12 protein-coding genes are annotated in these 12,443 nt (G+C 40.3%); 6 read left to right on the top strand and 6 right to left on the bottom strand.

Annotated elements, in window-relative coordinates; genetic code table 11:
* Positions 1 to 132: 132 nt before the first annotated feature.
* From L6773_RS09255 to L6773_RS09240, 4 genes are all read right to left on the bottom strand, one after another.
* Complete coding sequence (locus L6773_RS09255; protein WP_237853665.1) at positions 133 to 1,200, bottom strand: hypothetical protein; 1,068 nt, start codon at positions 1,198 to 1,200, stop codon at positions 133 to 135.
* A 286-nt stretch (positions 1,201 to 1,486) separates the two neighbouring features.
* The gene (locus tag L6773_RS09250; RefSeq protein ID WP_237853664.1) at positions 1,487 to 3,778 is read right to left on the bottom strand and encodes a TonB-dependent receptor; all 2,292 of its coding nucleotides are present in this window, start codon (positions 3,776 to 3,778) and stop codon (positions 1,487 to 1,489) included.
* A 66-nt stretch (positions 3,779 to 3,844) separates the two neighbouring features.
* Positions 3,845 to 4,357, bottom strand: a complete 513-nt coding sequence (locus L6773_RS09245) for a hypothetical protein (protein WP_237853662.1) — start codon at positions 4,355 to 4,357, stop codon at positions 3,845 to 3,847.
* Positions 4,358 to 4,429: 72 nt separating this feature from the next.
* Positions 4,430 to 4,738 carry a hypothetical protein gene (locus L6773_RS09240; protein ID WP_237853660.1) on the bottom strand — a complete coding sequence of 103 codons (309 nt, stop codon included), beginning with the start codon at positions 4,736 to 4,738 and terminating at the stop codon, positions 4,430 to 4,432.
* Between the two features lie 327 nt (positions 4,739 to 5,065).
* Here L6773_RS09240 and L6773_RS09235 point away from each other — a divergent pair, with 327 nt between their 5' ends.
* From L6773_RS09235 to L6773_RS09210, 6 genes are all read left to right on the top strand, one after another.
* Positions 5,066 to 5,239, top strand: a complete 174-nt coding sequence (locus L6773_RS09235; protein WP_237853659.1) for a hypothetical protein — start codon at positions 5,066 to 5,068, stop codon at positions 5,237 to 5,239.
* A gap of 220 nt (positions 5,240 to 5,459) precedes the next feature.
* Complete coding sequence (gene ggt / locus L6773_RS09230) at positions 5,460 to 7,292, top strand: gamma-glutamyltransferase (protein WP_237853657.1); 1,833 nt, start codon at positions 5,460 to 5,462, stop codon at positions 7,290 to 7,292.
* 46 nt (positions 7,293 to 7,338) lie between these two features.
* Complete coding sequence (locus tag L6773_RS09225; protein WP_237853655.1) at positions 7,339 to 7,611, top strand: GlsB/YeaQ/YmgE family stress response membrane protein; 273 nt, start codon at positions 7,339 to 7,341, stop codon at positions 7,609 to 7,611.
* A gap of 49 nt (positions 7,612 to 7,660) precedes the next feature.
* The gene (locus L6773_RS09220) at positions 7,661 to 8,518 is read left to right on the top strand and encodes a UbiA prenyltransferase family protein (protein ID WP_237853654.1); all 858 of its coding nucleotides are present in this window, start codon (positions 7,661 to 7,663) and stop codon (positions 8,516 to 8,518) included.
* A 1-nt stretch (position 8,519) separates the two neighbouring features.
* A complete protein-coding gene (locus tag L6773_RS09215) occupies positions 8,520 to 9,818 on the top strand; it encodes an FAD-binding oxidoreductase (RefSeq protein WP_237853652.1) in 1,299 nt (432 codons plus the stop codon).
* Positions 9,815 to 10,552 (top strand): SDR family oxidoreductase, encoded by a 738-nt coding sequence (locus L6773_RS09210; protein ID WP_237853650.1) that lies wholly within the window; start codon positions 9,815 to 9,817, stop codon positions 10,550 to 10,552. The genes L6773_RS09215 and L6773_RS09210 overlap by 4 nt, the downstream gene beginning before the upstream one ends.
* Here the strand turns inward: L6773_RS09210 and L6773_RS09205 are convergent.
* Together L6773_RS09205 and L6773_RS09200 are read right to left on the bottom strand one after the other, a co-directional pair.
* Positions 10,533 to 11,531 (bottom strand): hypothetical protein, encoded by a 999-nt coding sequence (locus tag L6773_RS09205; RefSeq protein WP_237853648.1) that lies wholly within the window; start codon positions 11,529 to 11,531, stop codon positions 10,533 to 10,535. The two genes, L6773_RS09210 and L6773_RS09205, sit on opposite strands and share 20 nt — an antisense overlap.
* Positions 11,532 to 11,703: 172 nt before the next feature.
* A complete protein-coding gene (locus L6773_RS09200) occupies positions 11,704 to 12,417 on the bottom strand; it encodes a ribonuclease H-like domain-containing protein (RefSeq protein ID WP_237853647.1) in 714 nt (237 codons plus the stop codon).
* Positions 12,418 to 12,443 lie beyond the last annotated feature (26 nt).

Here is a 12,443-nt window from a genome sequence, read left to right as displayed (position 1 = left end):
AAGACATGTAGAAATTATAAGTCAAATACAGATCCACAAATAGGTAGAAAAAATACAATGTCTCATATGGTGTTAATTTGAGCATAAATATAACACACCCTTAGGTTTTTAAAAGAAGTAGAAGCAGAATTCTCAATCTACTACATAAAAGTTGTAGTAACCTCTCTTAGGTCGATTTGCCTGTTCCATCAGAATAGCTTCTCCACGAAGTGAAATAACTTCACCCCCCAGGAAACTCTTAGCTGCTTTTTTTGCAAGCCATCCAAGTTCACTGAGAATTGAAAATTTTTCAAAATCATCTGTTCGAGACAGCCGGATTTCAGTATCATCCTCCATATTCATGTCCATAACTCGTGCTACATCCACACCGAACGTTTCAGAGGAGTTCATCCTGGAAATTTTTTCGATTCCATTTACGGATATACTGCCATCTGTATTTTTCAATCGAAACCCAACGGTACTGTTATTTGAGGCATCCTTGGGTAAAAGGAAATATAGCAAGTCCCAATTCTTACTGTCTTCATGATGAACAAATCGATATCCACTGTCCATAATATCGGTTGCCGCTCGATCATGGTACGTATGATCCATATATGCCGTTCCGCGTACGTTTTTTTCAACATCATTCACAGCTACGGTGCCCTGAACTTCTGCGTACGGAATATGAGTGATAATGCCCACATCCTGTCCTTCGATATGAAAGGTGCCGTCACCCCATTTAAATCCCCTTTGAATATTCGAAAATTCCAACTCTACTTTATAGTATACATCGTGTTTTGTGAACTCTATGTTTACCCGATGTTCTTCAGGAAGGTTGCCCTGGAAAGAGATTGTACGATTGGGATGCAGTTTAAATATGTTTTTTTCGCGATCCTGAATTAATTGATCGATGGGGTACTCCCTTGAAACCTGGTAAAGTTGTCCATCCAGATTTTGAATAGACATCTGTAAACCACTTACAGGAGCTTTAAAACTACCGAAATTTGCCACTGAAAAAGCGGCGTGAACAGTGATTCCATCATTCAGGTAAAACTGGTAGTTCCACATCTCATTGTAATGATTCCCCTCCAGGGTTTTTGCCCAAATATCATCGTCAGAAACAGGCTTCAAATCTCCACTGGGATTCGCATACTGAGCCGACAAGGGTGAATATGCTAATAAAGCAAAGGCAAAAATTATAAGTCTGATTGTGTTCTTCATTTGATTTGTGAAATGGGTAATACTTCTATGAAAGAGTGACGTTCTGTAGATGATTTTATCGTCTCAATAGCGATGTTAATTAAATTTAGTTGCTTTCATTTAATCCTTTGCAGTAAACACTTTACAAGGTTTTGAACGTTTTTAAGAAGTCTATGTTCCGCTTAATGACAGTAGGTTTTATTCGTAAAGAAGATAAGTCTGAAAAAATATAATTTTAAATATTGACAGATGAAATGAATGGGTCGAATGCATGAAACCAAGGTAGTGCCATCTGCGAATTCAATAATTAAAAATAGAGGCGGTAAAGCAGATTAAGATTCCGTCCCGGTGCAGGAAAAACCTCCTTAATCCTGGATAAATGATCTCGATAAGTAGTATCCAGAAGGTTTGATCCGCTCAGTGAAACCGTATGAAGGATACCGGAGGTGGAAAATCTGTATTGGAGTGTTGCACTTAAAAGTCCATACCCCTCGGTTTCTGTTTCAAATTCTCCGAGACGAGTTTGCGCATCCGACATTTTATATCGAACAGTCGCGGTAAAATTATTCTTTGAAAATCGAGAGTAAACCGAACCCTGCAAGGGCGGGATCATCGGAAGGGGACGGGTATCTCCACTATATCCTGTAATTTGCTTTTCCTCCTCACTTACATTTCGTTCTGCCTTCGTATAAGATAATGTACCGCCAACTGAAAGTTGATCTGTGAGCTGAAGGTCAGCAGAAAATTCCGTTCCCAAAAACAGAGCAGACTCACCTACAAACTGGTAATTGTTTAAAGATGGATCTGATATGCTTTGTTCCCCGGTGTCGCGGGCATATAAATAGTTTTGAAAGTCATTTCGATACCCTGCCAGTTCTGCAGTTAATCTGTTTGACCGGTATCTGAAAAAGATCTCAAGCCCGATGCCTCTTTCAGCATCCAATTTCGGATTTCCAATCTCGTAACTATATGCAGCGAGATGAGGGCCTTCGGAGTAAAGCTCCTCCAAAGTTGGAGCCCGAAACGAGTGCATATAAGTTGAACCAACAAATAACTCATTCGTTAATCCGTAAATTGCAGATGCAGATGTAGAAAGAGCCGCAAATGATCTCTGTTTGATCTCACCGATTCGAATAGAATTTCGTTCTTCCTTAGGCTTGGAAAGTACATATTCAAAACGTGAACCGAGTTCATAATGTAAGTCACCCGCATCGCCTACTTGGATGATATAAGCAGCGGTGCTATACTGATTTGCATCCGGGGTTCTTGCTCCAAAAACAGCGTAATCCTGCCATTCACCCCAGAATCCCATGGATCCGTTATCAAATATTCCCCACTCTTTATTATGAAGCCTGGCAGATGCATTGGCAGTTAAATTACCAAACTCAGTCCCAACAGATCCATTCGATTCAATCTCAACATGATTATAATTTACAAATGAATATCGGCCCTCTGCTAATCTAAAAAATGAGTCACTGAATGTTCGTTCTGCTCGAATATCAAACTGGTACTTTGTCATTTCGATATCTACACCGCTTGGATGTCCACCTAATGGATCAGGTGGGATTCCGTATTCTGAGTAATAGTAGGAAGCAGATCCACCAATATATCCCTTATTCCCGATGTAACTAATTCCCGCTGTGTCATGAGTGTTTAGAATGTATGAGTTTTCAACAGTTCCTTTTGGTGTTGTAAAGTCTGTCCCTGTTCGCCCATTGATATCAAGATTCATTGCAAAATTTCCCAGGGGTATAGAAGCATCGAATGCACCGGAGGCCCCTTTATTAACTGATTTTCCCTGTAGCGAAAGAGAACCCGTGGTTGAACTTGGAACCGAGGACGGAATTTGATTCCTTACCACATTTATAACTCCGCCAATGGCGTTAGCTCCATAAGCTAAGGCTGCGGGGCCCCGGGCAATTTCGATCTCATCTGCCCCCATTGGATCAATAGTCACTGCATGATCAGCAGATTGTGCTGATATATCTCCGGTTCGTTCGCCATCTTGCAAGATCAATACTCGCTCATCACCAAGTCCTCGAATTACGGGACGACCGGGTACGGGGCCAATAGAACGTTCACTGAATCCCGCCTCGTTCTGAAGAGTTTCGGATAAAGTAGTTCCCAGATTTCTTCGCAATTCCTGTCCCAAAATTTTTGTAGATACATGTTCCAGTCGAGATCCTGTAGTTAATTCAGAATCACCTGTTACTGTAATTTCTTCACTCAATACTGAAACCGGCTGGAGGGGTATTTTTATTGATTGATTACCACCGGTTATTTCAATTTCACGATGCCAATCACGAAAACCCAGTCTGTGAACAGCCAATGTGTAAGTTCCGGTTGGAATATTTTGAAACTGAAATTTACCATTCCTATCAGCAGTAATAGCACGATTAATCTCTTCAAGATGAACGTATGCAAAGGGTACCGGTTCACCAGATTCAGCATCAAAAATATCGCCCGAAATGATTTGTGATGTTTCTAAATTTTGGCCAAAACCATAAGGAACTATAACAAACAGAGTTGAAATAAGAATTAGTAAATATTTGAATATCCTGACAGAAAATGTTTTCAAAGAAACAAAGCGTATTTTCATACAATGCGATCTTTAGAAAAGAAAATTAAAAGGCCTGTATTTTTACAGGCCTTTTGGGAAGATTAATTAGTGATCATGATCTTCATCATTTTCATCATGCTCGCCTTCTTCAACATGAACATGAATGCCCTGCGTAGTAAAATCCGAATGGTCACCGTGCATAAGCTTTAAACTTAAATCGGTTATTCCTTCGGATTCAGCATGTAAATGGAAACTCCATTTTCCATCCTCCTCATGTTGTTCAAACTCGGCGATGCCTTCATCTTCGAATTCATAACCAAGACTATAGTCTTCTTCATCTGGCTGAAATTCATCTCCATCTTCTGCAAGAAAGAAAATTGTAATGAGGTCGGTTTCTTCGCCATGTGTTAATTCAAATTCACCGGTAACATCTTGCCCGGGTAATTGCTCTGCCATTACTGCACCATTCATCATCAAACGAAATCCGGCAGGACTTTGATGTTCATCATCATCGTGATCATCGGAACTGGTTGAATTAGAGCATGAGATTGCAATGATCGAAAATATAAAAATCGTAAGTACGGTCTTAGCCGCGGGAAATAGAGTAAACCTTTTCATAGCTTGAAAGAGTTAAAATATTGTGATTTAGTTTATAATATTCCGCAAATGCGGGTTGAAGAAGTGATAACACTAAGCTATGAAAGGGGGTGAGCGTCCAAGAGGGGTGTCGTAATTTTCCTGGAGAATAAGAAGATCATCAGTGGAAACGATGTACTCTTTAAAATCTAAATCTGCTTCAAACGAGTTAATTTCATCTGTGTCCACTTTAACATGAAGAGCACATACCGGGCATACGATCTCATATTCTGTGTAGTGTGGTTCACCGGCGTGCTCCAGGCAGTCAAGCGTATAGCTGTGATAGTGCATCAGGGAGGAAAGCAAACCCAATGCTGCTATAGCAAGTATAAAAACCGATAATTTAGATCTAAGTGGACTCAACTCTGTCTGGTTTATTAGATGCTGAATATATCAACGCCAATCTCAATAATCTATTCTAAGATAATAAAGTTTCAAACTTTTACAGATATTAGATACACAGGTCTGAAAATGTGAATCTAGTGAGATGGATTGATTTACAATTAAACGTAGTCTTGCGGTTAAAAAGTATGGAATGGTTTGAAGCTTTTGGCAATTGGTTTTTAGCTTTAGTGAAAATTACGGGGTTTATCCTTTCATTTTTGGAGGTATTGATGTTGGAACGATACCTTTTTTACTATCTCGGTTGCTTGGATAGTCAGAAACTATAAAAGATATTTATCGATTGTTTTGCCAATTCTATCGGCAAGTTTCTTTTTTGTATCGGCCTATCTCTACCTGATGATCGCCGGAGAAAATGCACCTGTGTGGGTATATTTAATTGTACTGATGATGCTGGTCTACGGAGCATGGTCGACACTCCGAAAAGTAAAATCAAAAGTTAAAGAAAAGAATATTACATGAAGATGATGTACGACGCAGCGGTAATAGGCGGAGGAGCAGCGGGGCTAACGGCTGCTGAATTCATATTTTGGGATGGAACTCGACAGCACAAAAACTCACTGTGCAGCCGAGGTTCTCAAAAATCCCTTTTTGTATATGGTAGAGGGAGTTGACATATTTCTGTTTGATTTTTCAATCTTAAAAAAATTTAAATATAACTTTAATAAAAAGCCTTATCTAAATGTCCTGCAATATTATAAAGAATCTATTAATCTTGTTAATCATCTCTGCAGGATTTGTATTTTTTTCCCTGTCAGGTTGCGTGAGTCAAAGTCAGCAGGGCAAAGTAAGCTATCAGATTCCCGAACCGCCGGAGATTTCCACCGGTTATCAACCTAAACCCGGATGGGCTACATCTGAGTTTGCTGTAGCATCTGCAAATCCACTCTCAACTGACGCCGGTTATCAGATCATTCAGGCCGGTGGCAATGCTGTTGATGCAACCATTGCAGTACAGTTGGTACTTACGTTGGTTGAACCTCAATCGAGTGGAATTGGGGGTGGAGCGTTTTTCATGATGTGGGATGGGAAAGAAATTCATGCATACAATGGGCGTGAGACGGCTCCATCCGGGGCCACAGAGCGACTTTTCCTGGATGAAAACGGGGAGACACTACAACACGCTGATGCCGTTCGGAGTGGGAAATCAGTAGGTGTACCCGGAACATTGGCTCTTCTGAATGTAATACACGACGAATTTGGCCGGCTACCATGGACGGAAGTTCTTGAACCGGCGATCACACTTGCAGAGGAGGGATTTGAGATTACACCACGCTTACATGAACTCTTGGAAAATGATGAATCCCTGCGTAATGACGAATTAGCACGGGACTTTTATTATGATGAGGAGGGAAATGCACTACCGGTCGGGCACTTACTGAAAAATCCTGCATTGGCTCAAATACTCAGGAAAGTCTCCGGTGAAGGGATTTCAGCTTTTTATGAAGGAGATGCAGCCCGGGATATCTCAGCAAGAATACAAGCACATGAACAGCCCGGATCGATGACAACTGAGGACCTGGAAGAGTACCCAAGTCTCGATTTGGAAACTGAAGAGATCTGCAACGATTGGAAAGCATACGAAATCTGTGGATTTCCACCACCCGCTTCCGGGCATCTGGCTATTATGCAGATTCTGGGGATCATGGAAAACCTTAAGGAACCGGAGGTTGCGTTCCTGGATTCCATCCCTTCAACCGGATGGCTTCATCAATACCTGGAAGCAGCAAAACTGGCCTTTGCCGATCGTAATCAATATGTAGCTGATGAACGTTTTGTGCAACCACCCGGTGGGAGTTGGCAGACGATGCTGGACTCCACCTACCTTGCCGAACGTGCTCAGTTGATTCAAACCAATGCAAGCATGGAAAGAGCTGAACCCGGAACACCGGGAGAGATGCAGGCTATGTATGGCGTTCAGAAAACACAACCGGAATACGGCACAAGCCATATTAGTATTGTTGACCGCGAAGGTAATGCGGTTTCGATGACAACAACAATCGAGAGTGGGTTTGGGAGCCGAATTATGAGTGACGGCGGAACCGGTTTGCCGGGTGGATTTATGCTAAATAATGAGCTCACAGATTTCTCTTTCAGCCCGATCGACGAAGAGGGAAATCCAATAGCAAATCGCGTTGAACCCGGGAAACGGCCGAGGTCGAGTATGGCACCAACGTTAGTTTTTGACGGTGAAACGGGAGAATTTCTTGCATCTGTCGGTTCACCCGGAGGGACATCTATCATTCATTACACGGCTAAAGCAATTGTAGGCATGTATGAATGGGATCTTAATGCACAGAAAGCGATCGATTTGCCGAATTTTGGAAACTATAATGGGCCTTCTGTGTTAGAAGAAAACAGGTTCCCTGATAATTTAATTAATGAACTTGAGGCAATGGGGCATGAAATTATCATCAGGCCGATGACAAGTGGAATCCATGCCATTCAAAAAACCGATAAAGGATATTTTGGCGGTGCAGATCCACGAAGAGAGGGAACTGTAATGGGAGAGTAGATCACAATTATTTTACATTAATAAAAAGTACTTTGAGGCATAGATTATGGGACTTATTGAATTTTTGCTTTTACTGTTAATCGCCGGAATTTGCGGATCTATAGGGCAGGCTATTGCAGGTTACTCCCGCGGAGGATGTGTCGTTTCAATTGTAGTGGGTTTTATCGGAGCGTTGCTTGGGTCTTGGTTAAGCACTCAATTAGGATTACCTGAAATTTTCAGCATTGAAGTTGGCGGACGTCAATTCCCAATCATTTGGTCAATTATCGGGTCAGTTGTTTTCGTAGTTGTTGTGGGATTGTTAACGGGTAGAAAGTAAGGTTAACATATTTGAATATTGTGGATTTGAGGTGAAATTGACAGAAAGCATGATTCATTACTTAAAATTGATGCGTCCACAACAGTGGATAAAGAACTTGTTCTTGTTCGCACCGCTCTTCTTCAGCTATCAATACTCCCCGGAAAATATTGCCGCTGTACTTGGAGGATTTATTCTTTTTTCGCTTGCATCAAGCGGACTCTATTCCATTAATGATGTTTTTGACCGTGTGGAGGATCGCCAACATCCTGAGAAAAAATATCGACCTGTAGCCGCCGGAAAGATAGGTACAAGATCTGCCGTTTTATTTGCGATTGTTCTGCTTACAGTAGCTCTCAGCGGGGCTGCACTTCTCGATACAACTTTCCTAACGGTTTTGGGGATATATGTAATTATGATTTTAGCTTACTCATTAAAGTTAAAACAGATCTCCATTTTAGATATCACTCTCATTGCTGTTGGGTTTGTTCTAAGGATTTATGCCGGGGCTGAACTTATAGATGTAACGCCAACCAATTGGATCGTTTTGGTAACATTTCTGTTGGCTTTATTTTTGGCACTTGCAAAAAGAAGAGATGACGTTTTACTTGGAGATGATGGTATCAAAACCCGGAAAAATGCAGACGGTTATAATCTTGAAATGATCAACGCAGGCATGGTATTTATGGCTGGTGTTACAACCGTGGCCTACATCATGTATACTATGTCTGAGGATGTTATTGACAGGCTGGCCTCCGAAAATATCTACTTGACTTCCGGTTTTGTCGTCATAGGTATTTTGCGGTATATGCAAATCACGTTCGTAGAAAACCGAAGTGGGAATCCAACATACCTGGTGATTAAAGACATTTTTCTACAGGTAACTATAATTTGCTGGCTAATAAGTTTTCTAATTTTTTCTTTCTGATATGAAAATTTCTGGTTGGGGACGTTACCCGGTTATTGACTCTGATATCATACACTACCATTCAGAAGATTCCCTCTTTAAGAGTATTGACAAGCATGAACCAATCATTGCACATGGGTTTGGCCGGAGCTATGGAGACAGTGCACTCTCTGAATCAATTTTAAAAATGCGACCGGCTAAAAGAATGCTTCAGTTTGATCAAGTCAGTGGTCGGTTAACCTGCGAAGGTGGAGTGCTCTTATCTGAAATCTTAAAAACATTTTTGCCTCGTGGTTGGTTTTTAAAAGTCTCACCCGGAACTAAATTTGTTACGGTCGGTGGGGCTATTGCGAGCGATGTTCACGGTAAAAATCATCATCAAACCGGAGCTTTCAGTGAATCTGTTTCTGAGTTTTCATTGATGCTTCCAAACGGATCTGTGAAAACTTGTTCCAGAAGTGAAAATAAAGAGCTTTTTCATGCTACATGCGGCGGAATGGGATTAACCGGTATTATTTTGAAAGCCACGATCAAGCTGCAAAAGGTTCAGTCAAGTACTATTTCGCAACAGGTCATAAAAACAGCTTCATTAAGAGAGACCTTCCAGGCATTTGAAAAATTTTCTGATGAACCATACTCAGTAGCCTGGATGGATTGCACAGCCACCGGTGATTCTTTGGGAAGAGGTTTATTGAATGTTGGACACTTTAATGACGTCGGTGATTTTAATTATAAACCTCCGGGTAATTTTGAAGTGCCTATTGCGTTTCCGTCTTTCCTAATTAATAACGGTAGTATCAAATTATTTAATCAGTTCTACTACAATAAAAACTTTAAAAAAGTAAGCAACAGTAAAGTCAGCGTAGATTCTTTCTTCTATCCGTTGGATAAATTGAAGAATTGGAACCGACTTTATGGGCAGAAAGGGCCTCTGCAGTATCAATTCGTACTTCCTAAAGAAAATAGTTTTGAAGGCATTAAAGAGATTTTAACTTATTTACAAAGAAACAACGTTTATTCACCGTTGGGAGTTTTAAAACTTTTTGGAAAGCAGAATAAAAACTTACTTTCATTCCCGATGGAAGGGTACACACTGGCATTGGATTTTAAAGTTGATGATAAAATTTTGTCGTTATTGAATGATCTGGATAAAAAAATAACTGAATGGGGTGGACGTATCTATCTTGCCAAAGATTCCAGGATGAGTGAGGAGGTTTTTGACTCAGGTTACCCAAAAGCAGATAAATTTCGTTCGATTCGAGAACACTACGGTATGAATGAACTTTTTAATTCTCTTCAATCAAAACGATTGAATTTATGAATGATCGTTGGCTGTTAATTTTAGGGGCGAATAGTGATATAGCGGTAGAAACGGCTCATCAATTTGCGAAAAACAGTTGGAATCTGCTGCTGGCATCGAGAGATATTTCAAATCTTAATAAGGTTGCGTCTGATATCGAGATCAAGCATCAGGTCCGGGTAAAAACATTTGAATTTGACGCTTCAGATTTCAAGAGCCATAACTCTTTCTACGAAAATCTGCCATATAAACCAGATGGAGTTATCCTGGCTTTTGGATATTTGGGGGATCAGCAACGTGCTCAAAAAAACTTCGGTGAAGCAAAGAAAACACTGGATACAAATTTTACGGGTGCGGTAAGTATCCTGGAGATTATTGCTGAAGACTTTACTGAACGTAAAACCGGTTTCATTGTGGGAATCAGTTCTGTAGCGGGTGAAAGAGGAAGACAAGAAAACTATATTTATGGGTCCTCAAAGGCCGGTTTTTCCGCTTATTTATCAGGGTTAAGACAAAGGCTTTACAAAGTTGATATTCACGTAATGACGGTAAAGCCCGGATTTGTAAGAACAAAAATGACATTGAATAGAGATCTGCCCGGGATGATAACTGCAGATCCCAAAGATGTTGGAATAGCCATTTACAAGGGAATACTCAAAAAGAGAAACATCATTTATGTATACCCGGTTTGGCGACTGATCATGTTCATAGTCAAGTCTATTCCTGAGACGATTTTCAGACGCTTAGATATTTAGCCTTATTAAACCACTTCTTGTAGATACTTTCCAGCAAAATAAGGGTCAAAATTATGATAAACGGCTCTGCAACGTAACTAAACCGGGTTGTTGAGAAAAACATTGTATGAATTGCAGTAATAATAAGAACCGGAGAGAATAGAACCCATATCTCTGGTTTTTTTAAATTTTGACAGAAAGCAACCACAGCACCGATAAAGAAAGGGATACGTAAAGCAATAAGTAATTTTTTGGCGAAACTTCTCTGTGGTTCCCCGGTTGACGGCCAGCCCCACAACTCATTGAATGATAATATTCGTTGTTTAATGTACTCCCAGGGATGTTCGACAGCAAAGGTGAAATAAGTATTCAAAGCTGAATCTAGTTCTGCGTTCGTAAATCCCGAAAGAGTATAGTCAATATTGCCGCCGTAAGAACTTATTGAGATGAGTAGGTTCGCACTCAGGTTTGCGGAAGGTTTTACTATTTCAAATATCACGAATAGCATATATATCAAAGTGATAGACACTAAACCTCCAATAAATTTTAAAATGGGTATCTTTGGATTTCCCGACCTTTCAAAGGCAAATGCAAAGATCAGCATTAACGGAATTAGTGGTAAGAGACTTGAACGAAACAGGACTGCAATAAATAGGATGGCAGCCGAACTAAAGTACCTTCTGTGGAAAAATAGGTATACATGGAATACGAGAAAAAAAGTAGCAGGTGCTTCAGTCAGAATTTGCCTGACGTAGTTCAGCTGGTTGGGATAAATTGCAAGAATAAGCCCGGCTAAACACGCTAAAAAAGTGTTTCCTGTAATTTTTTTTGAAATTCCTATTGTCAAACCAACTGCAGCCGTAGATGCGAGAATATTTGTCCAAATAATAGAAGCAGGAATCCATGAAGTCGGTAAAAATATTTTTAAACCAGCAATTAAGAGTGGAAGACCATTGGGGAAACGTGAATAGGGCTCTCCATTCAATATTGCATCTGCCATATCCAGGTATGTATATGAATCGACAGAATACCAAGATAAACCGGTAAAAAACGATATAAATATTCTGAGTGATAAAGCGACTAATATGATTGACCAAAATACCGTAAAATATTTTGTATCAATTAGTTTTAGTGTTTTCCTAATATTATTCAAGGTATTTCTGAAATGTCTGTTAATCGCTATCCGCTTGAATTTCTTTCAGTTTACCTATCGCTCTCTCATTTAAATTTTCATAGACCTCTTTCGTAATATCACCGACGGTATATTTCATCTGTAACCAAACGACATATGTTGCCATTACATCTTCATAGCAGTAATGCTCAATCTCTTCAAGTTTCTCCTCCCGATACATCTTCAATACTTCGTTTCCTTCAGCAGTTTGCTTGAAGGGGACTCCAATCAATTGTCCAAGGTGCTTTAATTTGGGATATGAACTTGCTCCATAATTACTAAATTCGTCCATCAGGTCTATGTTTACTTTACTGAACCGATAGCGGATGTCGTAGTGGTTCAGCCGCACAGGCATCTGCAGGTTATGCTTCATTGCTCTGTAAGTGATCAAAGGCAGATCAAACCCGCGCCCATTGTGATGAATCAAACCAAAATCCTTGTAGGTGAGAAGTGCATCGAATAGTTCGTTTAGCCCTTCTTTTTCATCCTCTCCATGCCAGCCAATTTTTTTAAGAGGTTTACCGCCGTTTTCAACCCAAAGACCAACCCATGAGATCATCCTGTGGTACATCGGAGGTAAGAACCCCGATGCATTTCGAGCCAATTCCTCACTGGCCAGAACCAACAACTCGTCTTCGTCGAGATCAGGTTCGCTAACAACATTTCTAATGAATTGGAAATCCGGCACGGTTTCAACATCAAATACAAAAAACATACGTTCTATTATAGATTTACCAAGCT

Origin of the sequence: Rhodohalobacter sulfatireducens (assembly GCF_022012475.1) — a bacterium.
Lineage (GTDB): Bacteria > Bacteroidota > Rhodothermia > Balneolales > Balneolaceae > Rhodohalobacter > Rhodohalobacter sulfatireducens.
The sequence above is the reverse complement of the archived record's forward strand: the minus strand, read 5'-3'. Positions and strand labels throughout refer to the sequence as shown.

Coding starts and splice junctions, on each gene's coding strand:
- L6773_RS09255 (WP_237853665.1), bottom strand. CDS start 1,200: ATGAAGAACACAATCAGACTTATAATTTTTGCCTTTGCTTTATTAGCA.
- L6773_RS09250 (WP_237853664.1), bottom strand. CDS start 3,778: ATGAAAATACGCTTTGTTTCTTTGAAAACATTTTCTGTCAGGATATTC.
- L6773_RS09245 (WP_237853662.1), bottom strand. CDS start 4,357: ATGAAAAGGTTTACTCTATTTCCCGCGGCTAAGACCGTACTTACGATT.
- ggt (WP_237853657.1), top strand. CDS start 5,460: ATGTCCTGCAATATTATAAAGAATCTATTAATCTTGTTAATCATCTCT.
- L6773_RS09225 (WP_237853655.1), top strand. CDS start 7,339: ATGGGACTTATTGAATTTTTGCTTTTACTGTTAATCGCCGGAATTTGC.
- L6773_RS09220 (WP_237853654.1), top strand. CDS start 7,661: ATGATTCATTACTTAAAATTGATGCGTCCACAACAGTGGATAAAGAAC.
- L6773_RS09215 (WP_237853652.1), top strand. CDS start 8,520: ATGAAAATTTCTGGTTGGGGACGTTACCCGGTTATTGACTCTGATATC.
- L6773_RS09210 (WP_237853650.1), top strand. CDS start 9,815: ATGAATGATCGTTGGCTGTTAATTTTAGGGGCGAATAGTGATATAGCG.
- L6773_RS09205 (WP_237853648.1), bottom strand. CDS start 11,531: ATGGCAGATGCAATATTGAATGGAGAGCCCTATTCACGTTTCCCCAAT.
- L6773_RS09200 (WP_237853647.1), bottom strand. CDS start 12,417: ATGTTTTTTGTATTTGATGTTGAAACCGTGCCGGATTTCCAATTCATT.